The following is a 24,129-nucleotide window of genomic DNA, read 5'->3' as shown; positions in this document are numbered from 1 at the left end:
AGTCCAGGCGGAGTTCTCCAAGTGGGACGGTCCAGGACTGTTCGTGCGGACCGAACACGTCTCCGACCTAGCAATTCGTCAGCGCAGCAAGCGGAGCCCATTGCCGACTACAAGCAGACTTGCTCCCATGTCAGCAAAAACTGCCATCCACAGAGTCGCATGGCCTGTCATCGCAAGTGCGAAGAACACAACCTTGATTCCGATCGCGAAGCAAATGTTCTGGGAGAGGACTCTTGCGGTCTTTCGACTGAGACTGATGTAGCTGGGAAGTTTGCGTAGGTCGTCCTTCATGAGGGCAACATCGGCGGTTTCGAGAGCAGTATCAGTTCCCGCAGTTCCCATCGCGAATCCGACCGTCGCTCTTGCAAGAGCTGGAGCATCATTGACGCCATCACCAACCATGCCCACACCCTTGAAATCAGAGATGAACTCCTCAACGACTCTCATCTTATCGTCTGGAAGAAGCTCCGCTCGTACGTCGTCGATTCCCGCTTGAGCCGCGATTGCTTTCGCCATTTGCGCGTTGTCCCCCGTAAGCATCGCGACTTTGACCCCGAGTTCGTGAAGCTGCTGGATCGCTTCGACGCTCTCCGGTCGTATGGTGTCCGCTACTCCGAAGATGGCAAGCGCTTCTTTAGAGTTGGCAAGAACCACGGTTGTCTTACCGCCAGACTGCAACTGCTCAAGTTCGACGTGCACGTGGTCACAGCACACCCCTCTCTCTTCCACAAGTCGATGGTTACCAATGATGTATGTTTCACCTTCGATTGAGCCGACCGCCCCCCGACCCGTAATCGACTCGAAACCATCGACATCGAGAAGAGCACCTGACCATTGATCGGTGATCGACTTGGCGATTGGATGCCCGCTTAAATGATCCAGACTCGCCGCGATCTGGAGAGCCTTCTCCTGAGGGTAGTCGTGCAAGATGACGAAGTCTGTGACTTTTGGTTTTCCGTGCGTCAATGTCCCCGTCTTGTCCAAAGCGATCATGCGCAGGGTGCGGCCTGACTCAAGGTGGGCTCCACCTTTGATGAGGATCCCTTGCTTCGCTGCGGAGGCTAATCCACTGACAACTGTCACCGGTGTCGAGATAACAAGAGCGCACGGGCAGGCAATCACGAGCAAAACCAGAGCCTTGTAGAGCCACGGCTCGAACGGTTGGCCAAAGGCGAGTGGAACGACGGCAACAAGCAATGCCAGCACCACGACGACCGGCGTGTAATACCGAGCGAAGTTGTCAACGAACCTCTGTGTAGGAGCGCGAGTCCCTTGCGCTTCCTGCACCGTTTTGATGACGCGGTCGAGAGTCGTGTTTCCTCGATCTCCTGTCACCGTGAACTCAAGAATCCCCTGTTCGTTAATGGTCCCAGCAAAAAGCTGGTCTCCCACAGCCTTGTCTACAGGCAAGCTCTCACCCGTGATTGGAGCCTGATTAACCGCGCTTTGCCCAAGTACGACTTCTCCGTCAAATGGTATCCGTTCGCCCGGCTTCACCCGAACGCGTTGACCTACGGCAACCGAAGAGGCCTGAACCTCAGTCCACTGTCCCGTCGCATCTTGCACCCAAGCCTTCTCAGGTGCAAGTTCCATCAAGGCTCGCACGGCATTTCTGGCTCGATCCAAGGAGTAGGATTCGATTCGCTCGGCGATTGCGAACAGAACGGTGACCATGGCAGCCTCAGGCCACGATCCAATGATCATCGCTCCAACGACTGCAAGGCACATGAGGAAATTGATGTTAAGGGTGAATGTCTTGACGGCAATGATTCCTTTGGCGAAGGTCTCCTTTCCGCCGAGAACCATCGCCATCGCGGCAAGCCCGACGACGAGCCAAGATTTCTCTTGACCCGTCGTCCAAGCAACAATCTCGCTCATTACGGCAAGAAAGAGTGCAAGCCCAAGAAGAAGTGTTTCCTTTACATGGGTAACGCGACGCTTGGGTGGGCAACCAACTTCACATTGGTTGTTCGGCTTCATCCCGACTTCAGAAAGTGCCTTTAGGATTGGGTCTTCGTTCACGAACGAATGATCAACCGTGAGGGTTCGATTCATTAAGTCGAACTCAATCTGTTGAACTTCAGGAATCCTGCCAAGTCGATTCCTGATAATCCCTTCCTCAGTGGGGCAATCCATCGCATCAATACGAAACTTGCTTTGCATCACGACACCTCCGGGACGGAAACAGTGTCTTTCTCGAACCAGGTGTAAAGGACGGGTAAGACCACAAGCGTCAACAGAGTCGCCGAGAGAATCCCACCGATCACAACGGTTGCAAGCGGTCGCTGAACCTCTGCCCCGATGCCCGTGTTCAGCGCCATGGGAATAAACCCAAGCGCAGCTACGAGCGCGGTCATGAGAACCGGGCGCAATCGTTGTGACGCACCTGTTTTCACGGCTTCCAAGACCGACATTCCCGACTCGCTCCTCAATCGGTTGATCGCCGAAACCATCACCACTCCATTGAGAACCGCAACGCCCGACAGAGCAATGAAACCGACTCCCGCCGTGATGCTAAAAGGCATTCCGCGAAGAGCCAGTGCTATGATTCCTCCGGTTATCGCGAGCGGCACGCCAGTGAAAATCAACGCAGCCTGCTTCATTGACCCAAAGGTCGAAAACAAGAGCACGAAGATGAGCCCCAGCGCAACCGGCACAACAATCGTCAGCCGTTGGGAGGCCCGCTGAAGGTTCTCAAACTGCCCACCCCAGGTCACGTAGTACCCTTCATCAAGTTTCAGGTCGGACTTCACCTTGCGTTGTGCCTCTGCGATGAACGAGCCAAGGTCGCGACCCCGAACGTTGAGCGTAACGACGACTCGCCGCTTGCCCATTTCCCGCGAAATTTGGGCGGGAGCCACCCTATCGCCTATCGTTGCCAAACTCGATAGAGGCACAGAGCCGCCCGTGGGGGTCTCAACTCGCAGTGACTTGATCGCTTCTGGATCGTTGCGGATATCTTCGGGCAGTCGCACCGCAAGACCAAACCGACGATCTCCTTCCACAATCTGACCGACTTCTTCGCCTCCAAGAGCGACCGAGACGATGTGCTGGATATCCGCGATGCTGATTCCCAGGCGGGCAATGGCCTCCCGGTCAATGTCGATCTGGAACACCGGTACGTCATCGACTTGCTCGACTTCAATATCAGTCGCTCCCGGAATATCTTGCATCAGGGCTGAGATCTCGTCGGCTTTTGCCTTGAGCTCACCGAGGTTCTCGCCGAACACCTTGATCCCGACGTCCGCCTTTACACCGGAGACGATCTCTGCAAACCGGAGTTCAATCGGCTGGCTGAAATTGTAGCCCTGCCCGGGGACTTGCTGAATCTTAGATTGAAGCTCAGCGATGAGTTTTTCCTTGGTCATGCCTGGTCGCCACTGCGCTTTCGGCTTCAGCGTGAGGAAGCTATCACTCAAGCTCAGCGGCATCGGGTCGGTTGCGATCTCTGGGGTTCCAGTTCGGGTCACGACCGTCAGCACCTCGGGCACCTCCAGAACCTTCTTCTCATAGGCCGTAACGAGTTTGATCGTTTGCTCCATGTCAACCGTGCGAACGCGGATCGGCTGAATGACAAGCGACCCTTCATCGAGCTTCGGTACAAACTCCGACCCGATCCGCGTAAAGAGAAAGCCACAAGCAACCAAGAGAATCGAAGCTGCTCCAATTACCCAAGCTCGACGCTTGAGGGCAAAGGCGAGGGTTGGAGCGTAGAGCCTCTCGAAGAACCCCAGAAGCCGACTATGCTTCTCCTGAGTATCTCGGCTCAAGAAGAGTGAGCAGAGCGTGGGAATCAATGTGAGCGACAGGATGAGCGCGCCGACCAGCGCCAGAATGAACACAAGCGCCATGGGCCTGAACATCTTGCCCTCCACGCCTTCGAGCGCGAGAATTGGGATGAAGGTGGCGATAATGATCATCTCGCCAAACTGCGTCACCTTTCGAACTTCAGAAGTCGCCTGCTTAATAACTGCCGCATGCTCTTCTTTCGTGAGCGTTCGCCCAAGCATCGCCCGAGCTTCCGAGAGCCTCCGAACGCAGTTTTCAACCATGATCACCGCGCCATCGACAATGATTCCAAAGTCAATCGCGCCAAGGCTCATGAGGTTGCCACTGATCCCAAACTGCTTCATTCCCAGGACGGCGAACAGCATGGCGAGCGGGATGGCAATGGCGGCAATGATTGCTCCTCGAAAGTTTCCAAGCAGAACAACGAGAACGATGATGACGAGAGCCGCCCCTTCCAGCAGGCTCTTTTCAACGGTGTGCAAGACATCGCCGACGAATTCAGCCCGGTCGTAAGTGGTTGTTAGCGTAACGTCTTTCGGGAGTTGACCCTTGATGTCCTCGATCCGCTCGTTGACGGCGTTGGCAACGGTTTGACCATTCGCGCCCTTGAGCATCATCACGATGACCATAAGGCTCTCCTTGCCGTCTTTCGTCGAGATCCCGGTCAGCACCGGAACTCCCAGTTCCACGCTTGCCACATCGCGGATCAGAACGGGAACCCCATCCTCTGACTTGACCACAATCTGCTCGATGTCGGACGTGGTTTGGGCTAGGCCGACGCTTCGGATGAGTACTCGCTCGCCGTTGCGTTCGAGGAGACCGCCTCCGGCGTTTTCGTTATTGTTCTGAAGCGCGGCAACCACGTCATCAACCGAGACGCTCCTTGCAAGCATCGCTTGGGGTGAGACGACCACTTGGTATTGCTTCACACTGCCATCAGTGGCGTTCACTTCGGCTACTCCAGGAACGGTTCGTAGCTGAGGAGCGATGACCCAGTCTTGAAGCTCGCGTAGCTGAGCGGGTGTCCGATCAGGACTCTCAATCGCATACATGTAGATATCGCCAAGCCCAGTTGAAACCGGTCCCATTGTTGGCGAACCCACACCGTCAGGCAGTTCATCCTTCACCCCATTGAGGCGTTCGGAGACAAGCTGACGGGCAAAGTAGATGTCCTTATCATCGCGAAATACCACGTTGACTTGGGAGAGACCGAATTGGCTTAGGCTTCGTACCTGCTCGACTCCCGGAATCCCTCCCATCGCGGTTTCAATTGGAAAGGTAACCAGCTTTTCGACTTCCTCGGGGCTCATTCCCCCCGTTTCGGTGTTGATCGAAATCTGGTTGGTCGTTATATCGGGGACGGCATCGAGATTGACTTGCGGCCAAGCCAGAATGCCGAGAACGACAAGCAAGATCGCTCCAAGCACGACGACGAATCGTTGCCTCAGACTGAATTCAAGTGCACGTTCAAGCATTAGTGTTCGTGCCCCTTGAGCTCAGATTTCTTCTGCTCGCTGGCCAGGATAAACGCGCCTTTCGAGGCGATTGTCTCGCCTTCCTCAATTCCGGACAGAACCACAACGCGACTTCCGTCTTGCTCTCCTAGCACCACCTCATGCTTTTCGAAGGCTTCGCCATGCTTCGCAAAGACAAAGGACTTGCCCCCTTCCATGACCAGAGCCGATTTCGGGATCACGAGCTTTGTGGTTGGTTGGCCTACGCCAATGAAGACCTTGGCAAACATATCAGGCTTCAGAAGCCCATTTGATTCGGTCACAAGGCACTGAACAGGGATTGAACGCGTTTTCGGGTCAACTCTAGTACCGACCACTTGAATGATCGCCTTAAACTCGCGGTTGGGGAGCGAGGCCACGGAGAGTGTTGCCATCGCTCCTTTGCGAACTTTCTCAATTTCTGACTCAGGAACATTCGCCGTTACCCAAACCGAGCGGAGGTTCTCGACTTCCAAAAGCACTTGGGTTCGATCAACCGCTTGCCCCCTCGTGACATCAAGATGCGTGATGACACCGGAGATGGGCGCTACCAACGATACTCGGCCCACCGACGCTCCACCGCTTCCAGAATTGGAGCGGTAGACCGCCTGAGCATTGCTGATCGCCCGGTTGGCATTCGCAAGCGAAGACTCCGCTGCCCGAACTCTGAGCCTTGCTCGCTCGAGTTCTAGCTCACTGGATTTCACTTCGGCTTCGGCGGATTGAAGTTCCTTAGCGTTGAGAAGGCCCCGAGCGGCGATGTTCTTTTCGCGTTCATAGGTTGCCTTTGCCGCTTCGATCCGGACCTTAGCTCGATCCAGTTTGATCTGGTCCTGCTGAAGTTCAAGCCGTGCGGCTTCCAGTTCCGATTTCGAAACAATGCCGTCGCGAAAGAGATTCTCTAGCCTGCGCACTTGCTCCGCGTGACTGGCCTGTTCCTTCTGAATGCTGAAGAGTTCGCTCTGTGCATCGTTCAATTCGCTCTGCGCCTGCTGGACGGGAGCTTGGCTGAATGCACCGGCCTGGGCCAACTGTCGCTGACGAGTAAGGTTCGTTTTCGCCGCGCTCAGTTTTGCCTGCGACAACTGAACTTCAGATCGAGCTTGCTCAACGTCTGACTTTGCGGCATCTCTAATCCGAGTCGCATCGGCAATCGCTGACCAAGCCTGGGAGAGTTCGGGAGACTCGATGGTCGCGAGTGTTTGGCCCTGACGCACGGTGTCGCCTAGCCGCGCCGAAATCGAGACAACTCTTCCCGCAACTGGTGGGGTGACGACCGCTTTTCCCTTATCAGTACTAGAGACGGTTCCGGGCACTTGAAGGATCGGCTGGAACGGCTCCATCCGAACGGCCGTGGTTTCGATTCCTGCGATTGCTTTCGCTTCGTCGCTCAGTGAGACTTTATTTTCGGAGTGCCCCTCCTCTTCGTGTCCGTGCTCGTCGGTCTTTGCCGCTTCCGCCTCATGACCGTGTTCGTCAACCTTGGGAGGTTCACTCTTACTTCCACAACCCGACAACAGCAAAAGCGCGAGGAGATAGAGTACGAACTTCTTCACTTGAGCACCTCGACTAGGTAGCCAGAGGCCTCGTACTGCTTGATCACCGCGAAAGCAAGCTGCTGCCTGGCTTCCACGAGTTCCTGCTCTACCTCTCGAAGCGCCCTGGTCGCTTCAAGAACGTCCACCTGCGTTCCAAATCCCTCCGCAAATCCCTTCTGGGACTTCACCACGAGGTCCTTTGCGGACACAAGAATCGCCTCGTAGCTCTTGATTCGCACCTGTCGAGACTCTAACTCGATCTGGACAGCGGCAAATTCTTGCTCGGCCCGTGCGGTAGCATCCGACAGTGCCTTGGCTGCTGCTTCAGCCCGGAGGTTTGCGGCCCTAACCTCATTTCGTGCTCGGCCGTGGTCCCACAGATTCCATGAGAATTGCGCCCTCCCCACGAAGTAGCCTCGGTCGTTTGACCACGGTGACCGAACGACTTGAAGGCTAAACTCAGGTCGAGAGGTTGCCTTGGCGAACCCTGCTTCCGCCGACGCCTTGGCCACCTCGGCTCTGATTTCTAGAATGTCAGGACGATCCATGATGCTCGGGATCGCGACGGGCTCTATGGCGGCATCCGGGACGACGCTAAGTTCGCCTTGAGGAACAGCGAGTAGGCTTGCCAGCCTTGTCATCGCAGCTTGGTAGTCGGCGTCTTTGAGTTCCCTTGTCTGCTTTGCTCGCTCAAACTCGATTGTCGCTCTTGTCACCTGAAGCTCTGCCACCTTTCCCTCATCAAATCGCCGCTTGGTGGCGTTGAGGAGTCCCTCAGCGACTTCGAGCAGTTCGGTTGCAACTTCCCGCTGGTGGCTGGCAGATACGGCAATGGCAAACGCGGTGAGCACCTCTGATTGGAGTAATCCAGCCTCTTTCCGGTATCTGGCGAGAGCAAGCTGTACGTCAGCTTCGCCAACCCGACCGGAAGCACGTCTTCTGCCAAAGATGTCGATTTCTTGAGTGAGAGCTAGGTCTTGGTCTGTCGCTCCTACTTCGCTTCGCGAACTTGCCCCTGCGGCGAGGTTGAGCGGCGGAAGTGCGCTCAATGCCCGCGCAGAAAGGCGAGCTTGTTCAACTCCGAGTCGAGATGCCGCAAGGCTGGGACGGTTTTGAGACGCCAGTTTGAGGGCGTCAGTGGCTGAGATTTGAGTTTGTGCTTGGCAAAATGCTGATGCCAGCAATACAGGAATGATGAGTGTTCTCTTCAATGGATGCTCCAATGCGTTTCAGGGCTGGAGCAGAGAGCGAGCGGCTACGCCAAAGACTCGACCTTGCGTCCAGCAGACGGCTGAACGAAAAGGAGAGCAGGGGGCCCGCGGGATAAATGAACAAGGGGTGGTCCGGTCGCCGGAGCCCCGCTATCAAATGGAAACGACTTCCACGGGACGCCGCCATCCATGACCTCCGGCATAGCCAGAGGCTCGGGGAGAATTGCGAAATCGAACGCAAACTGCTGGCTGGGCGCGGAAGTTTCAAAAGCCTTTGGCGTCTCGCATTCTCGAATTTCACAGCAGTCATGGCAGTCGCCATGTGGCTGATCAATTTCAGCCTCACCCGCACCGTGATCGTCGATGACCAAGCACTCTCGGCAAACTTCGCCAGAGTCACGCACGTAAATTGATTCGCAGAAGTGGAACTGGGTCAGCACAAGTACCAGAGCAAGCAATGCTCGCCCTGCCACCGATTTCACCGCGCCGAAAACTTCCACGTTCCGTCAGTATGACGTAAACCAAGTTTCAAAAGTGCCAGGACACTGCAGCACTGGACGCGCCAGTCGCGGAGAAAGCGAACTCTTCGGAGTTCCCGAAGAGTTCAATGAAGCTGGCTGAGACGCGGAGTTTTTGGTCTCTCCAAGGTCTCTCCAACGCGGTGGAAGACGACGGTCGATTAGGTTCAACGGCGGACGAACCCTCAGCCTCTTTGAACCTAGAAAATGTCAGTCCTAAGGAGGGCGTCGGGGGTTCGATTCCCTCCGGGGCCGCCAATTTGAACTTAGAGTTGTGCATGCTTAACGCCCTCCGTACCGTGGAGGGCGTTACTCCCTCAGCCAACGAACGAGCGATCCTCCATCGCGGCGAGCTGATTGATGGCGATGAGTTTGCGCTTCTCAGCAGGTGACAGATTTTGGTGATCGCCGAAGTCCACGCCGACCTCCTTCATCACCTCGACCAAATCATCGTGGTGTAGCTTGGATTGATACTCATCCCCCGAGCGAATACATACCGCCTTAGGGCCCTCAATTCCCGCTTCCTTGTAATACGCAACCCCAAGCTGAGCCGGGCGCTGGATCACGTGAAAGAGCTTGCCGAACGGCATCCAAAGCAACAGGATGATCACGGTGAATGCATGTAACAGCGAGACGAAGCTAAAGTGAGCCCCTCCCATCAGCTTGTAGCTCGCCGTGATCATCACGCCCGTGATGGAGACCGCAAAAAGCAGAACGAGCGGAATCAAGTCGTTTTCAATGGATTGGACAGCATGGGCTCCGTGCTGGAAAACGCGGCGATGCATTGCGAGGCCAATGCCTCCCAAGACGAGAAACGCGCTGATGTTGAGGCCGTTAAAGAGGAGCCATCCAACGATGCTGTTCGGGTCGAACGCAAACTGGGGAATGCTCATGAATTCGACCTGATAGTTGTATCCATCCGGTGCGACGCCAAATTGAATCCAACCCCAGCTCAACGGAAAAGTAATCGCAAAAGCGATCAAACAACCCCACGCCATGCCCATGTGGGCGAGCCACCGAGTTGTACTTCGCTTTCCAATGAACTTCTGAAGGACTATGTTGTTGACCAGCAAACCGATGAGTTTGAAGATGTTCCGAACGAGCTTTTTGGGCTCCATAAAGAGCTTCCACGAAGCGACAAAGTAACGCCAGGTCGCGGGTCTTTGAATCCACATCAAGTAACGGTAGGCAAATGCGAAGGCAGCAAAAATGGTTGCTGCCGTGTAGGCCGCCAGCGGCGAATCGAAGCGAGTGAGCTTGCCTGAACCGAAGTAAACGGCTGTGAGGAGACCGAGTGAAGAAATCAAGCCACCGATGATCGCGATGGGGAGTGGATTTTTGGGTGGGCTCTTAGTCATGGCTTTTCCTCTTCAAGAACTGCATCAATCCAGCTAAGGCAAGCCATCATGTGCGGAAATCCCAACGTCGGCGCGGCGAGCAATGCAACATGGCGCAACTCTTCAACGGTTGCCCCAGCTTGGAGGGCCTTGTGAGCATGGCTCTTTGCGCCTCCTTCGAGACGAGCACCGAAGGACATCGCGAGTTTCATGAGGCATCGGGTCTTTTCGTCGAGCGGTCCTGCGGTTGCAACTGCTTCTCCGTAGGTCTCGTAGGCCTTCCCGACCTCGGGAAAGTCTTCAAAGAACCGGACATATCGTTTTGGCAACCGTGCCATAGTCAAGAGTATGGAAGGCCAGGCGGTGACGCACTATGATATCGATCATGCTGACCAGTCTTCTGTCCTGTTGACTGGTGGAGCAAGCCGCCGGATGGGTTTCGATAAGGCTTCAATCTTGATTGAGAGCGAGCCGCTTGCCGTCCGGTTAGCACGAATGTTGCGGGAAGCCGGTTGGGAACCCACTATTCTGGGTCGCACTCCCCTCGATGGCTATTGCTTCCATCCCGATAACGAGGTTGAGCGCGGGCCTCTCGCGGCCCTTCGCGCGTTCTGCCCTTCAAGCCATCTTGTCTTCGTTCTTTCCTGCGATGTACCCCTCTTTGACGGGGCCGTCGCGAGGGCTCTTAAATCCCGTCTAGGCGACAAAGAAGCTGCAATTCCCTCTATCAATGGTCGATTGCAACCTTTGTGCGGTGTTTATTGTCGCCATGCCTGGGAGAGGCTCTCCCTTGTTGATTCGCCCAGAATCATGGATTGGGTGGAGGCCTTGGACGTGGAAATCGTCAACGAATCGGACTTACTCCGGCTTGGGGTTCAGCCCGAATGGTGCAGAGGAGTCAATACGCCGTCGGAGCTCAAGACTTTATTACAGTCGGCCAAGTGGGCCGTCGAATAGAGACTGGCCCGGTCAAGGACGGTGAGGCTTTTGTGGCCCGTTAGAATCGTTCCTGCTTTGTTCCACCGGGAGGTGATCCTGATGGCGCTTTCAACTGTGGTGACCCCGATTTCGGCCAGAGCCTTGCGAGTGAGGTGGATGGGAGTCGCCAGGCCGTGATCCCGGGCGTTGATCTCATCGAGCCGCAATAAAGCAAGCGCCAATCGAGCTTCCACTTCGCCAGTGGCCATGGCCGCCATAAACCCGTATCCCCCCAACATACGCGGTACGGCCGCACTGGTCGCTTTTCGGAGCAGCTCTGGGTCATTAAAGGTGGCATCCCGCCAGGCATCACTGTCAACGATCAGGGCCTCAACATCGGTTAGAGCCAAGCAGGAGAACGGATGAGATACATTGCCGAGGGTCGCGAGCAAGCCGGTGCAATCGCTGGGGCCAAGAAGCTCAACTACCACTTGCTTTCCACAGTGCGCCTCTTGAGTGAGTCTGACCAAACCGGACACGAGAACACAGAAGAATCTTGCTGGAGCCGAACGACGCCAGAGGTAGGCCCCTTCGTCAAATGTTCTCAACTCGCTGGCGGCTTGGAGGCGGTCCAGGCTCGCAGGATTACTGCCATGGCCCAGGCCGCAGCCATCCAGAATGGTTCGAATCGTATCAGCAGCTTGTCGCATAGGTCTGGCTCCTTCGGAGCAAGAATCTGAGCATGACCGTAGCCCAAATGCCGAGACCGAGCAATTCCACGAAACCGGTCCAGCCCATTGGGGCGAAGGCAGAGCGATTCACGTCCGTGATGATTTCCAAACCGACCCGTGCCGCATTGCCCACGTTCAGCAGAACAAAGACACTCCATAGGGCGGGAACCTTTCGCTCATCGAGCATCAGCATTTTCGTGACCAAGTGGTAGCCCACCGCTACGATCATTTGTGAAATGAATCCCACCGTCACCGCATGGCGGATCGCGCCGGTGTAGGCGTGCGAAAACGGAGCGCCTATCGCCCGCAAATGCAAGGGCTCTAGGATCAGAAGCGCGCCGGCAATCAGCAACCAGGCAAAAGCAGAGCGGATGAACTTCTGACTTGGATTCGCATGGCGCACGGGGCTGAAGACACCCAAAGAAAGTGTCATCGCCCCCGCCCCCAGAGCCAACAGAACGCCGCCGAGCCGAAACCACAAATCTGTGCCCGGCATGAGCCCGGACTGAAAATACACGTTCCAACCCACCACCCGGGCGATCAGCCCACTCGACCAGAGTCCGAATGCGGCAAGGCCCCAACCTGAATCAGCGGCTCGGAAACCAAGACATCCGGGGAACTTGCTCGCCGCGACACCGAAAATCATCATCGCCACAAAGCCCAAAAATTGCAGTTCCCGAAGAGGCGTGAACCATTGGGCGACAAAGGCAATCGAAGCCTCTCGACTCGGCTGGTGACTAAGCGCAAATGCTACTGGCTCGGCTAGGGAGACCAAGAGCAAGCACCCCAAGGAGGCAAATACGAACGCTGTTGGCCACGTGAGAGGTTCCCCCTTCCGGTATCGGTTAGCTCCGATGTTGTAAAGGAACAACGCCACAGCAACGATCTGAATGCTAGCAGAGACTAGTCCTAACCAAAGCCAGCGTGAGGCATCTTGCTGGGCGAGAGGTTCGGCTGCGAATCGCAGCGTAATACCGGCTCCCATGCTGCCTAGAGCCCACCAGGCGATCTTGTGAAACGACGCGCTCTTGGCGAGCGTGGTTCCGTGCTGTTGCATGGCAAAGCCCATCACAAAGAAGCCGACCCACCCAAAGAGCTGCGAGTTGGCGTGAGCCAAGACGTAGGGGGTCCAGGCGGAAGCCGTATAGCTTCCTTGCCGAGCGATACCCATCAAGGCAATCGCCCCGAGCAGACAACCCACCGTCAATACGGTGATGATGCCGCTCACAAAAAAGGGGCGGTACACCTGGGTCTCCGCCCGATCCGTGCCCGACCTGGCGACGGGTATCGTCGAACGCATCGGAAGCAGAGTCAACGAAGGCCGCTCTTTGATCATGGTTTTCATTATTGAGGGCTCAGTCGGGCCGCCGCCATGATGATTGTCATACCGGTAACGTCCACTAGATGGCTTAGCAGGGTTTTTCAGCCCCTTTTCGGGAATAGAACCACCAATTCAGTCCGATATTGATCACGTAGAATGCGGCAAGGCCTACGAAGAACGGGGCCGCATTGCGACCCGAACCGAGCACTGAGCCGAGAATCAGACTGAATGCGAACGGCCCATAGGCCGCAATCGCGGAAGTCCATCCGATGACGCCCCCCGCCTGGCGCGGCGGGAAAATCATAGGGATTTGCTTGAATGTGCTCGCATTGCCGATGCCGCTAAAGAAAAAGATGCCGAGCATCAGCCACAGGAAGCCGCTCCAACTGGCCATTGAGCCTGGATTCGCAAATGGCAGGATTGCAATACTGCACGCCAGCATTCCGATCCCGCTGACCATCGTCACCTTTGCCCCGCCAACTTTGTCTGCGACTGGCCCTGCGGCAGCACGGACTCCTGCCCCAACCAGCGGCCCCAGAAATGCAAAAGCCAGTGGATCCGGTGCGCCATCGAATCCGCCGTAAAGTTGCTTGATCATTAACGGAAAAGCAGCTGCTAGGCCACTAAACGACCCGAAGGTCATGATGTAGAGTGAGGTCATGACCCACGTGTGCTTTTCCTTGAAAATATCGAGTTGCTCCCTAAAGCTGGCCTGAACCGGCACGTCCCGAAGCCCAAACCAAGCGACCACAGCACCTAAGAGCACAAGAGGCACCCAAATCAGTGCCCCGTTCTGAAGATAGATGTTGCTGGTCGCCCCGGTCTTTGGGTTGGTTAAAGTTTGCGAACTACCCACCAGGGCGATCCCGAGAATGGCGGGGATGAGGAACTGCGCAACACTCACGCCAAAATTGCCGATTCCCGCTTGAATCCCGAGTGCTGTACCCAGTTTGGATTTTGGGAAGAACAAGGATGTGCTCGGCATAAATGAGCTGAAGTTGCCCCCACCCAAACCCGCGAGAAACGCCAGAACCAAAAAGGTTGAGAGCGGAGTTTGAGGGTTCATGACTGCATACCCCCAGCCCACACAAGGGATCGCCAAGAGCAACGTCGAGATACTTACCGTTTTCCGTGTGCCAAAAATCGGGATGAGAAAAGTGTGGACTATGCGCAAAGTTCCAGCCGCGAGGCCGGGCATGGCGGTCAGCCAGAACAGTTCTTGGGGCGTGAATTTGAATCCGATCCCGGAGAGCTTCACGACCAGTGCGCTCACCATGAACCAGGTGGAGAAGCTCAGAAGAAGGCAGAACGTAGTGATCCACAACGTCCGCCAGGCGATTGGCTTCGCGGTTGACTCCCAAAAGGCAGGATCGTTAGGTTGCCATTCTTGAACTATCTGAGTGTCGTTCTCTGTCTTCATGGGTCGGACTCTTTGTCTTTCCTCATTGTCGATGATCCGCTCACGGCGCGTTATGATGCCCGTCATAGAAGTCCAAATGGCCCAAGCATCATAGTCCTGGGGCTCTGGTGAACGCGCTGCTCTACTCAGTCGCCGGAGCCTGCTTTGCCATCTTAAGGATCGTGACGTGCATCCAAACCAGACAAACAACACTAATAAGGGCCAGGAGCAGCCAGCAAGAGGTCCAGAGTCCGGTCAGTTTTAGCAGGTAGCCAAACAGAATCGGGCACACAAATCCGCCGAGCCCGCCAATGACCCCAACGATTCCACCCACGACGCCGACGTCATTCGGAAAATAGTCGGGGATGTGGCGATACACGGCGGCTTTCCCGATCCCCATCATGATTCCCGCCAAGAAAACGATAATTGTAAACACCCACACGTTGGCCTGAAAGTAAACGTGAGTCACACCGCGGGCAAGTAGCTCGCGCTTCTTAACTTTTTGGCCCACCTGCACCACCGGCGCCTGCCATGACTGACTTCTGGGGAGGATGATCGTGCCCTCAGAAAGGCTCGAACCCTTGCTCGACAGGGTTTGGGTCGAGCCACGGGCCGTCTTCAAAGCATACGACTGATCATCAATTTGAATCCGATCTTGACCGACCTGAGTCACGGTTCCGGCTCGGTCCGCCAGAACTCCTTCCCCTGGGGACATGATGTCCATGCGCGGCGCGACGACCAGCGCGAACAAGACCACGCAACTCGCCAGCACCCAGTACATCGTGGCTCGGGCCCCGAACCTATCGCTCATCCACCCTCCAAGGGCACGAACTAAGCCGCTCGGAAGGCTAAAGATGCTCGCCATCAGGCCTGCCATCGCGAGGCTCATTCCGTAGACGTTGAGGTAGTAAGGTACAAGCCACTGAGCCAGGGCAACGAACGCCCCAAACACAAGAAAGTAGTACGCACCGAATCGCCAAACTCGAACCGACTTGAGAGGGGCAAGCATGGTGCGGAGCGTTTTTTGGCTCGCTCCTTCCGTAACCCGATTCTTCGTAAAGAGCGCAAACAGGATCGTCATTCCAAAAAGGCATGCCGCATAGATCAGAGGCAAAGTGCGCCACCCTTCCAATTCGTTGCCCTCTTGAGTAAGTCTTTGCAACGCGAGGGGAGCAAGCAGGGTGGTTAACGCCGAGCCCGCGTTTCCAACTCCAAAGATCCCGAGCGCAGTTCCTTGCTTTTCCTTGGGAAAAAACACGGAAGTGTAGGCGATGCCGACCGCGAAAGCCGCGCCGCTCATCCCAAAAATGAGCCCCGAGATCACGAGATGGGCGAACGTAGTTGCGAAACTCACGGATGCAACTCCGGCGGTCGCAAGGAGCATCACGCCAATGTAGACCGGCTTGCCCCCAAAACGGTCCGTGAGTAGCCCGACCGGCAACCGCATGATCGACCCGGTGAGAATGGGGACACCAAGGAGCCAACCGAGCTGCTCTTTGGAGATCGGAATGATCTGCTTATCGACCAAAAATGCGCCCAGCACACCGTACATCGTCCAGACGGCAAAGCACACCGTGAAGGCGATGGTGTTGAGAATGAGCATGCGGTTGGCAATGGCTCGATCAGGCATGACTCTGTTATGGCCTGCACTCTCGGCGAGGTTTATGATGGATATCATGGTTCCACGGGGCGGCTTACGGCACAATTCAGCCGTGAACCATGCGGACGTGCTGACGGACCGGTTTGGTCGATTCCACGACTACCTTCGGGTGTCGATCACGGATCGATGCAATTTTCGGTGCGTCTACTGCATGCCCGAAGAAGGTGTGGTCTGGCAACCGCGCGAAGAAATTTTGAGCTTTGAGGAGATTGAGCGTCTTGCTCGGTTCTTCGTGGAGCGTGGCGTGCGGAAGATCCGGCTTACCGGCGGCGAACCAACCCTGCGCAAGGGCTACATTAGTCTCGTTGAATCCCTTGCCGCCATCCCGGGTCTGAACCAGCTTGCATTGACAACGAACGGAACCCGCTTGGCCCAAGACGCAGTGGCGCTCAAGACGGCTGGGCTGGCAAGCGTCAATGTAAGTTTGGATACGCTGCGGCAGGATCGCTTCTTTGAGATCACACGGCGCAACGAGTTATCCAGGGTTCTCCACGGAATTGGGACGGCCCATGCGGCGGGGCTAGAGACGAAGATCAACGTGGTGGTTCTTCCCGGAGTGAATGAGGATGAAATAATCCACTTCGGCGAGTTTGCACGCGAGCACAATCTGACCGTCCGGTTTATTGAATTCATGCCTTTTCTCGATAACGGTTGGAACGCAGACCAGGTCGTCTCTTCCGCTGAGATTCGAACCCGGCTCTCCGGGCGCTTTGAGCTTCGACCCCTGGCCTATGGGGCCTCGGGTGTTGCCCGGGAGTATGTCATCGGTGGCTCCGCAGGCCGGGTCGCTTTTGTGTCAAGCGTGACCGAGAGCTTTTGTTCAGGTTGCAATCGCCTTCGCTTGACGGCAGACGGTCAGCTCAAATCTTGTCTCTTCCTACCGCCCAGCGTCTCATTACGGGACTTGATTCGAGGAGGAGCACCCGAATCAGAACTAGAGATAGCCGTTCAAGAGTGCCTCGATGGCAAGTGGAGCGCCCATCCACCGATGCGAAACTGGGCTCAACGAGATAACTTGACAATGGTGCAAATCGGCGGATGAGAGACGTTTCTTTTAAGAACACGACCAAGCGAACGGCCCTCGCTCGCGCTGAACTCACGGCGAGCGAGGAGACGATTCGGCGCGTGCAGAATGGCGATACTCCCAAAGGAGACCCGGTTCCCGTCGCTAAGGTTGCGGCGATTCAGGCGACGAAGAAAACAACCGAGTGGATTCCTTACTGCCATAACATCCCGATTGAGCATGTGCGGGTCGAGTTTGAGTTTCTAGCAGACCGGATCGTGGTCGAGGTCTTCGTTGTCTCTGTGGGCAAAACCGGGGTTGAGATGGAGGCCATGACCGGGGCCGCTGCCGCCGTGCTCACCCTCTACGACATGCTGAAAATGATCGACGACGACATGGAAATCGTCGGCGTCCGCCTTCTTTCCAAGACTGGAGGGAAGAGCGATCTTCCCAAGCTTAGCGACTGGAGCGCACAAGTTCTGGTGATGTCAGATCGAGCGCATCGTGCCGAGTACGAAGATCGCAGCGGCCCGGCCCTTGAGCAGGCGCTCAAGGGCCACGGCGCAGGCTCTGTCTCGGTGAAAGTTCTGCCCGATGAATCGGAATTGCTGGTTAATGAGGTTCGCGCTGCCGCTGAAAGAGGTGTTTCGTTGCTCGTGATCAGCGGAGGCACTGGAGTTGGCCCGAGGGATATCACTTCTGATACCATCGCACCGCTCCTCGAAAAAAGCCTCCCTGGTGTGGTCGCTGCCTTCCAATCCTACAGCCACTCACGGCTACCCACCGCCATGCTAGCTCGGCCCTTGGCTGGGATCATTGGAGAAACGGTTGTGCTGGCAATTCCGGGCAGTCCGGGAGCGTGCGAGGATGCCATGGTCTGCCTGATGCCGAGCCTGTTGCACGTTCATTCGATGCTCGCTGGGGAGGGCCATCCGTGATCACCGTCGATGAGGCGCTCTCCATTATTCGCGATCATCGCCCGAGTTTCCCAACGGAACGAATGGAACTGCGCAACGCGTTGGGGCGGGTGTTGGCCAAGGATGTTGTTTCGCCATTTGATATACCGCTCTTTGATAACTCTGCCATGGACGGCTTCGCCGTCGGGAGTCCGGAAGGGCCCTGGGAAATCGTTGGTGAGGTTGCCGCGGGGGCGACGGCTCCTGGGGGTATCCAGCCGTGTGAGGCCGTGCGCATCTTCACAGGAGCCCCCGTGCCAACCCGAACCTACGGCATCATCGCGCAAGAAGACGCTTCGGAACAAGACGGCTTGCTCGTGGGAGAAGTTCGAAAGGGCGGGCATGTGCGGCTTCAGGCTGAAGAAGCTCCGGTGGGGCATCTCGTCGCGCAGAAGGGAGCGACGTTGACACCACCCCATCTCGCCGCGTGCGCGAGTTGCGGACTTGCCACGGTTGAAGTCCGCGGTCTGCCCAATGTCACCATCCTCAGCACCGGGAATGAAGTCGTGCCGCCTGGCCAGTCACTCCAAGACGGTCAGATCTTCAATTCCAATGCGACCGCCCTGTCTTCAGCTTTGGCCCTCAGAGGCATCGACGCACAAGTGAGGCACGCCCGGGACTCTCAAGAAGAGCTGCACACCCAGATCCACGAGTCGATCCAAAGTTCCGAGCTCCTCATCACGACCGGCGGAGTTTCCGTCGGGGCGCATGACCTTGTTCTTTCGGCCATGGAAGAGGCGGGCTTCAACGTGAAGTTCCATGGGGTCGCCGTGAAACCGGGCAAGCCGATTGCCTTCGGAACGCGCGAAGATGGGAAAGCATGGTTTGGCCTCCCAGGGAATCCGCTTTCGACTTGGGTGGGCTTCCTTATCTTCGTCAGTGCCTGGCTCGGTGATGAATTGCCCCGTGAATCCAGGCAAGTCGCGAGAAAGATGGATAGGAAGCCGGGACGCGAAGAGTTTCTCCCGGCGAAGCTACTACCCAGCGGTGAGGTTGTGATCCTAAACGTCATTGGCTCCCACGCGAACTTTGGCCTATTGGAGAGCGACGGACTTGTAAGGATCAACCCCAATGGGATCACGTTGGCCCAAGGCGAGAACATCGAGTTCTTGCCTTTCCCATGGAATCGAAACCGATGAAGACCGTCACTGTCCGCTATTTTGCCGTCCTGCGAGAGCGCCGTGGGCTTGCCGTTGAACAGAAAACGACCCCATGCGAGACCGTGGGCGAACTCGTCGAAACGCTCATCGCCGAGCACCGGCTCGGTCTTCCGCCCGCACTGATTCGAGTTGCAATTGACCATGAGTTTGTCGATCCAGCTGCCCCCCTACATGATGGTAGAGAGCTCGTCCTGATTCCCCCGGTGGCAGGCGGATGAAGTTCTCACTCAGCAGTGCCCCGATTGCCGCTGAGCCAATAGCCCACGATGAAGCCGGCGGATTCGTCGTTTTTGAAGGCAAAGTACGGAATCACGCCGAGGGGCAGTCCGTCGTTGGGCTTGAATATGAAGCATTCCCCGAAATGTCAATTGCCCAGGGAGAGGTGCTTGTTCAAGAGGCCATAGAACGTTTTGGGCTTTTGGAAGCCAGAGTGATCCATCGCGTCGGGCAACTTGCCATCGGCGATACGGCGGTCGTCGTGCAAACGGCCTCAGCCCACCGGCGAGAGGCCTTTGAAGCCTGCGAGTGGATCATGGACCAGCTCAAGTGGCGGGTTCCCATTTGGAAGCGCGAAACCTACGCCAGCGGGGTCGCTGCGTGGGTTGTTCCCGGTGAAGCCGCTTCTAGCCCGGTGGACGATGAGATGTTTGCCCGGCAAATGCGACTTTCCGAAGTCGGACCCGAGGGTCAAGCTGCGCTTGCTGGGGCGAGGGTCTTACTGGTCGGGGTGGGGGGCCTTGCGGCCGGGAGCCTGCCTTCACTCGTTGGATCCGGCATCGGGACGCTGGGTCTGGTAGACGCCGACCTGGTTGAGCTCTCGAATCTTCATCGCCAAACCTTGTTTGCCGCCTCCGATATCGGGCGCGTGAAGGTCGAGCGGGCGGCGGTATTCGCGCGTCGGCTTCGGCCCCAACTGTCGGTTCAGCTATTTCCAGTGCGCCTCGCTGAAGGTAATGCCGAACAACTCATTTCCGGTTACGACTGGATCGTGGATGGGACCGATTCCCTCAGCACAAAGCTCCTGCTCGACTGCGTCTGCCAGAGGCTCGGCCGCCCCCTGGTCACCGCCAGTGTTCACCAATTTGAAGGTCAACTGATGACGGTTCGGCCCGGAGGACCGTGCCTTGCCGATCTCTTTCCCGAACCGCCTCCCGACCACTGTGTTGGAACCTGCGCCCAATCAGGGGTACTCGGCGTTGTGCCTTCGTTGATGGGGGTACTCCAAGCAAACGAAGTCATCAAAGGCATCCTTGGATTGCCGGTCTTGGACGACAAATTGCTCTTGTTTGATTTCCGCACCTTAGAAGCAACCACGATCCGTCGCAAGTCCTCCAGTGAACTCAGTTCCGGGGGTAGCGTTTGGGACGTAGATGCAACCTCCATCAATCTTGCAAGCTTTGAGTTGGTGGATATTCGGGAGCCTAACGAAACTCCCGAGCTCACCCGGCCCCATCATCGAGTGCCTATGGCGGAATGCTACGAAGTCGAATGGCAACGACCTACCTTGTTCGTTTGCGCCTCCGGAAGGCGTAGTTACCGCCTCGTCGCCGACCTCAGGGCACGGGGTGTTCGCGACGTCTTCTCGCTCCAGGGAGGAGTCGAGTGCCTTGAACGTGATTGAGCCGTGGCTTTTTTTTGGAGTCTTCGCTGTGGCCCTTGGCTACAGTATGGTCGGCCATGGCGGAGCCTCGGGATACCTCGCGCTGCTTGCATTCACCGCGATTCCGAGCGCGGTCGGGGCCACAACAGCGCTCGTTCTCAACGTCTTTGTCGCAGGCATCACCTTGGTGGTATTTGGGCGAGCGAAGCATTTTGATTGGAATCTCGCGTGGCCGCTCTTGCTGGGTTCGGTTCCCTTTGCCTTCTTGGGGGGTCGCCTCAAGTTTGAGAACCGAACCCAAGACCTCGTTCTTGCGGTGGTGCTTCTTTATGCCGCTGGAGTGCTGATTTTAAGCGTTCCCGCGAAAGACGGCGAGAGCCAACCACCGGTTCGTCCTATCCTTGTGGGGTCGGGGGCTGGCATTGGTTTCTTGAGCGGGCTTGTCGGGGTCGGCGGAGGGATTTTTTTGTCTCCATTGATGATTCTGAATCGGTGGGCGCAGCCGCACAAAGTGGCAGCCCTTTCGGCGGGTTTCATTTTTGCGAACTCGTTGGCCGGTCTCTCGGCTCGACCTTTTGATTTCCTGCGAGAAAGCCTGAGCCTCTGGCCGCTGATCACAGTTGGCATTCTTGGCGCAGTCGGTGGAAGCTTCCTCGGAGCCAATCGAGTATCAAGTCTTGCCCTTCGGCGAGCGTTGGGATTGGTTTTGCTACTTGCTGTGGCTAAGCTGCTCCAGAAGGGATTGGGGCTATGACGCCTGTCATAGCGGCATCCTCCCTAACGATACTAAACTTCAGATATGGCTAAGCCCCCTGTCTCAATCGAGAAGCTGATCGAAGATTTCGGTCCGCACCCCGCCTACACACCTCCAGGCGGTTGGGTGGGCAGGGATGATCCCGACAAGCTGGTGAAGACGCACTGTTGCTTCTGCGGCATGCAATGCGGGATCCAGTTAAAGGTCAAGAAAGACCAAGTGATCGGGTTCGAGCCTTGGGAGGAGTTCCCTTTTAATCGAGGTAAGTTGTGCCCTAAAGGGGTGAAGCGATACCTGCAAGGCGGCCACCCTGATCGACTTCTCAACCCGATGAAAAACGTGCCAGGACAAGGTTTCATCTCCATCTCTTGGGAAGAAGCCTTCAGCACTACCATCAAGGCCATCCAGGAAGTTCAAGCCAAATACGGCAAGGACTCCGTGGCGTTTCTATCGGGTGTGTCTCTCACTAATGAAAAAAGCTACCTGATCGGGAAATTCGCTCGGCTTGGCTTGCAGACTGCTAACCTTGACTACAACGGTCGCCTGTGTATGGTGAGCGCTGGGGCGGGTAACAAAAAGGCGTTCGGGCTTGACCGAGCTTCAAACTACTGGGAGGACATCGTTCACGCCGAAGTGATTCTCCTTGCGGGAACGAACGTGGCCGAGTGTTCCCCCGTCACGACCGATTACATCTGGCGGGCCCGAGATCGTGGCGCGAAACTCATCGTGATCGATCCCCGCGTCACGCCCATCGCCCGCACCTGCGATCTTCACCTTCCCGTCCTGCCGGGGACGGATTCAGCCCTCCTCCTTGGCATCCTCCGGGTCTTAATCGAAGAGGGACTGACCAACGAAGCGTTTATCGCGGAATTCACTTCGGGCTGGGAAGAAACGAAAGCAGCGGCTCTTGCGCTTCCGCTGGAAGAGGCGAGCCGCATCAGCGGAATCAAGGTCGAAGACATCGTTCGAGCCGGAAAGATGTGGGGTGAAGCCAAGACCAGCTTCTTGATGCACGCACGCGGGATCGAGCACAGTTCCAAAGGCGTGGACAACGTGGTGAGCTGCATCAACCTCGTTCTCGCCACCGGACGGATTGGACGCAAAGGCTGCGGATACGGAACCATTACGGGCCAAGGCAACGGTCAAGGAGGGCGCGAACACGGCCACAAATGCGACCAGCTCCCTGGGAACCGGGATATCTCAAACCCGGCTCACCGCGAGTACATCTGCTCGGTATGGGGCTGCACCGACGAAGAACTCCCGGGCAAGGGCCACACCGCACCCGAGATCATGGAAATGATCCACGCCGGTGAGATCAAAGCCCTCATCTCTATTTGCTTCAACCCGCTCGTGTCGCTTCCGGACTCCAACTTCACCCGCGAGGCTCTCAACAAACTGGAGCACTACACGGCCATCGACTTCTTCTTGAATGAAACAGCCCACCATGCCGACATCGTGATGGCGGGATCGCTTCACGAAGAAGAGGATGGAACCAGCACCAGCGCCGAAGGGCGGGTGATCCGAATCAAAAAGGCGGTCAATCCTCCTGGAAACGCCAAGGCCGACACCGACATCATCTTGGAACTCGCTCGGCGGCTTGGACGAGGCAAGTTTTTTGACCACTTCAAGACTTCGGAGGACATTTTCAACGAATTGCGAGTGGCGAGCAAGGGCGGAACCGCTGATTATTACGGAATCACCTACGAGCGAATCGAGAATGAGCTCGGCGTCTTTTGGCCCTGCCCCGAAATTGGCCACCCAGGCACCCCCCGCCTGTGGGAGGACCTGAAATTTGAGACCCCAGACGGCAAAGCCCACTTCAATGCTGTGAAGTACCGTCCGCCGCTGGAAGAACCGGATGACGAGTACCCGGTGGTTCTGACAACCGGGCGCGTTGTGTCGCACTATTTGAGTGGAACACAAACTCGCCGGATCGGAGGGTTGGTTGATCTCTGTTCCGATCCCTACGTGGAGATCCACCCGACGTTGGCCGAACAATATGGTATTGCCGATAAGGATTGGATGCGCGTCACGAGTCGGCGCGGCGAAGTCGTCCTTCAGGCGAAAGTGGTCACCACGATTCGCCCCGACACCGTTTTCATCCCGTACCACTGGCCCGGGCGTAAGGCGGCAAATAATCTCACCATCCGTTCCTACGATCCCGTCAGTGGCATCCCTGAATACAAACGAGCCTGCGTGAAGATCGAGAAGTCTGAGACACCGCAATGAAACGGGCCTTTGCGCTGGAGCCATTCTCTCGGGATCATAATGACGGCCTGCACCTCGCTCGTGCGCTAAGAGAGGAGCGTCCGGACGCTCCCGCACTGGCTCGTGCGGCTTGGGAGCGGGAGCTTGCCGACCACTTTGCCGAGGAGGAGCGGCTCCTCGGCCCGCTCGCCGGTGCAGATTCTGCCCGACTATATGAAGACCACCGGCAGATCGAACAGCTCATCAGCGAATTGCCGACTTCGTGCGTACCGCTTGGGCAAGCTCTTGAAGATCACATTCGCTGGGAAGAACGACTGCTATTTCCCGCGATTGAATCCCGCATGACCCCCGATGAGGAGGCCACCTTGGCTCAAGAAGCTCTCAAAATGGAGCATCGCCGGTGGGAAACCTGCCCTAGCCGGGCCGAAATCGTGCAACGCAGATTTGCTCGCTATCAATCCCAATAACAAACAATAAATAACTGCGTCTTTACCACCCATTTTAGTCTGCCTCAGAAATTCTTGAAACAACAC

20 protein-coding genes are annotated in these 24,129 nt (G+C 56.6%); 9 read left to right on the top strand and 11 right to left on the bottom strand.

Annotated elements, in window-relative coordinates; translation table 11 throughout:
- Positions 1-78 precede the first annotated feature (78 nt).
- The 7 genes from cadA to J0L72_08420 form a co-directional block, all read right to left on the bottom strand.
- Positions 79-2,163 (bottom strand): cadmium-translocating P-type ATPase, encoded by a 2,085-nt coding sequence (gene cadA, locus J0L72_08450; GenBank protein MBN8690808.1) that lies wholly within the window; start codon positions 2,161-2,163, stop codon positions 79-81.
- Entirely contained in the window at positions 2,163-5,264 is a 3,102-nt protein-coding gene (locus tag J0L72_08445) for an efflux RND transporter permease subunit (protein ID MBN8690807.1), read from the bottom strand. The genes cadA and J0L72_08445 overlap by 1 nt, the downstream gene beginning before the upstream one ends.
- Positions 5,264-6,838 (bottom strand): efflux RND transporter periplasmic adaptor subunit, encoded by a 1,575-nt coding sequence (locus tag J0L72_08440; protein MBN8690806.1) that lies wholly within the window; start codon positions 6,836-6,838, stop codon positions 5,264-5,266. The genes J0L72_08445 and J0L72_08440 overlap by 1 nt, the downstream gene beginning before the upstream one ends.
- A complete protein-coding gene (locus tag J0L72_08435; protein ID MBN8690805.1) occupies positions 6,835-8,031 on the bottom strand; it encodes a TolC family protein in 1,197 nt (398 codons plus the stop codon). The genes J0L72_08440 and J0L72_08435 overlap by 4 nt, the downstream gene beginning before the upstream one ends.
- Before the next feature lie 44 nt (positions 8,032-8,075).
- The gene (locus tag J0L72_08430) at positions 8,076-8,531 is read right to left on the bottom strand and encodes a hypothetical protein (GenBank protein ID MBN8690804.1); all 456 of its coding nucleotides are present in this window, start codon (positions 8,529-8,531) and stop codon (positions 8,076-8,078) included.
- 335 nt (positions 8,532-8,866) lie between these two features.
- Positions 8,867-9,907: an MFS transporter gene (locus J0L72_08425; GenBank protein MBN8690803.1), complete on the bottom strand. Its 1,041-nt coding sequence runs from the start codon at positions 9,905-9,907 to the stop codon at positions 8,867-8,869.
- Positions 9,904-10,224: a carboxymuconolactone decarboxylase family protein gene (locus tag J0L72_08420; GenBank protein ID MBN8690802.1), complete on the bottom strand. Its 321-nt coding sequence runs from the start codon at positions 10,222-10,224 to the stop codon at positions 9,904-9,906. The genes J0L72_08425 and J0L72_08420 overlap by 4 nt, the downstream gene beginning before the upstream one ends.
- Positions 10,225-10,234: 10 nt before the next feature.
- Between J0L72_08420 and J0L72_08415 the strand changes: the two genes are divergently transcribed.
- A complete protein-coding gene (locus J0L72_08415) occupies positions 10,235-10,843 on the top strand; it encodes a molybdenum cofactor guanylyltransferase (protein ID MBN8690801.1) in 609 nt (202 codons plus the stop codon).
- On the opposite strand, the gene J0L72_08410 is transcribed toward J0L72_08415, so the two are convergent.
- The 4 genes from J0L72_08410 to J0L72_08395 all read right to left on the bottom strand — a co-directional run bounded on the left by J0L72_08410 (position 10,762) and on the right by J0L72_08395 (position 15,885).
- The gene (locus J0L72_08410; protein ID MBN8690800.1) at positions 10,762-11,514 is read right to left on the bottom strand and encodes a Crp/Fnr family transcriptional regulator; all 753 of its coding nucleotides are present in this window, start codon (positions 11,512-11,514) and stop codon (positions 10,762-10,764) included. The genes J0L72_08415 and J0L72_08410 overlap by 82 nt on opposite strands.
- Positions 11,498-12,871 carry a hypothetical protein gene (locus J0L72_08405; GenBank protein ID MBN8690799.1) on the bottom strand — a complete coding sequence of 458 codons (1,374 nt, stop codon included), beginning with the start codon at positions 12,869-12,871 and terminating at the stop codon, positions 11,498-11,500. Before J0L72_08405 ends, J0L72_08410 begins: the two co-directional genes overlap by 17 nt.
- Before the next feature lie 73 nt (positions 12,872-12,944).
- Entirely contained in the window at positions 12,945-14,276 is a 1,332-nt protein-coding gene (locus J0L72_08400) for a NarK/NasA family nitrate transporter (protein MBN8690798.1), read from the bottom strand.
- A 121-nt stretch (positions 14,277-14,397) separates the two neighbouring features.
- Positions 14,398-15,885, bottom strand: coding sequence for an MFS transporter (locus J0L72_08395; GenBank protein ID MBN8690797.1), 1,488 nt, complete (start codon positions 15,883-15,885; stop codon positions 14,398-14,400).
- 46 nt (positions 15,886-15,931) lie between these two features.
- Here J0L72_08395 and moaA point away from each other — a divergent pair, with 46 nt between their 5' ends.
- From moaA to J0L72_08355, 8 genes are read left to right on the top strand one after another with little or no spacing between them, the layout of a single operon-like run.
- Positions 15,932-16,957 carry a GTP 3',8-cyclase MoaA gene (moaA, locus tag J0L72_08390; GenBank protein ID MBN8690796.1) on the top strand — a complete coding sequence of 342 codons (1,026 nt, stop codon included), beginning with the start codon at positions 15,932-15,934 and terminating at the stop codon, positions 16,955-16,957.
- Positions 16,954-17,856, top strand: a complete 903-nt coding sequence (moaCB, locus tag J0L72_08385) for a bifunctional molybdenum cofactor biosynthesis protein MoaC/MoaB (GenBank protein ID MBN8690795.1) — start codon at positions 16,954-16,956, stop codon at positions 17,854-17,856. The genes moaA and moaCB overlap by 4 nt, the downstream gene beginning before the upstream one ends.
- The gene (locus tag J0L72_08380; GenBank protein MBN8690794.1) at positions 17,853-19,013 is read left to right on the top strand and encodes a molybdopterin molybdotransferase MoeA; all 1,161 of its coding nucleotides are present in this window, start codon (positions 17,853-17,855) and stop codon (positions 19,011-19,013) included. The genes moaCB and J0L72_08380 overlap by 4 nt, the downstream gene beginning before the upstream one ends.
- Positions 19,010-19,252: a MoaD/ThiS family protein gene (locus J0L72_08375; GenBank protein ID MBN8690793.1), complete on the top strand. Its 243-nt coding sequence runs from the start codon at positions 19,010-19,012 to the stop codon at positions 19,250-19,252. Before J0L72_08380 ends, J0L72_08375 begins: the two co-directional genes overlap by 4 nt.
- A complete protein-coding gene (locus J0L72_08370) occupies positions 19,249-20,655 on the top strand; it encodes a ThiF family adenylyltransferase (protein ID MBN8690792.1) in 1,407 nt (468 codons plus the stop codon). The genes J0L72_08375 and J0L72_08370 overlap by 4 nt, the downstream gene beginning before the upstream one ends.
- A gap of 28 nt (positions 20,656-20,683) precedes the next feature.
- A complete protein-coding gene (locus J0L72_08365; protein ID MBN8690791.1) occupies positions 20,684-21,388 on the top strand; it encodes a sulfite exporter TauE/SafE family protein in 705 nt (234 codons plus the stop codon).
- Positions 21,389-21,433: 45 nt separating this feature from the next.
- On the top strand, positions 21,434-23,617 hold the full coding sequence (locus J0L72_08360; protein ID MBN8690790.1) for a molybdopterin oxidoreductase family protein: 2,184 nt from the start codon (positions 21,434-21,436) through the stop codon (positions 23,615-23,617).
- Positions 23,614-24,063, top strand: coding sequence for a hypothetical protein (locus J0L72_08355; GenBank protein ID MBN8690789.1), 450 nt, complete (start codon positions 23,614-23,616; stop codon positions 24,061-24,063). Before J0L72_08360 ends, J0L72_08355 begins: the two co-directional genes overlap by 4 nt.
- Positions 24,064-24,129: the final 66 nt, after the last annotated feature.

The organism is Armatimonadota bacterium (assembly GCA_017303935.1).
Lineage (GTDB): Bacteria > Armatimonadota > Fimbriimonadia > Fimbriimonadales > Fimbriimonadaceae > JAFLBD01.
This window is presented reverse-complemented; position numbering and strand designations above follow the sequence as displayed.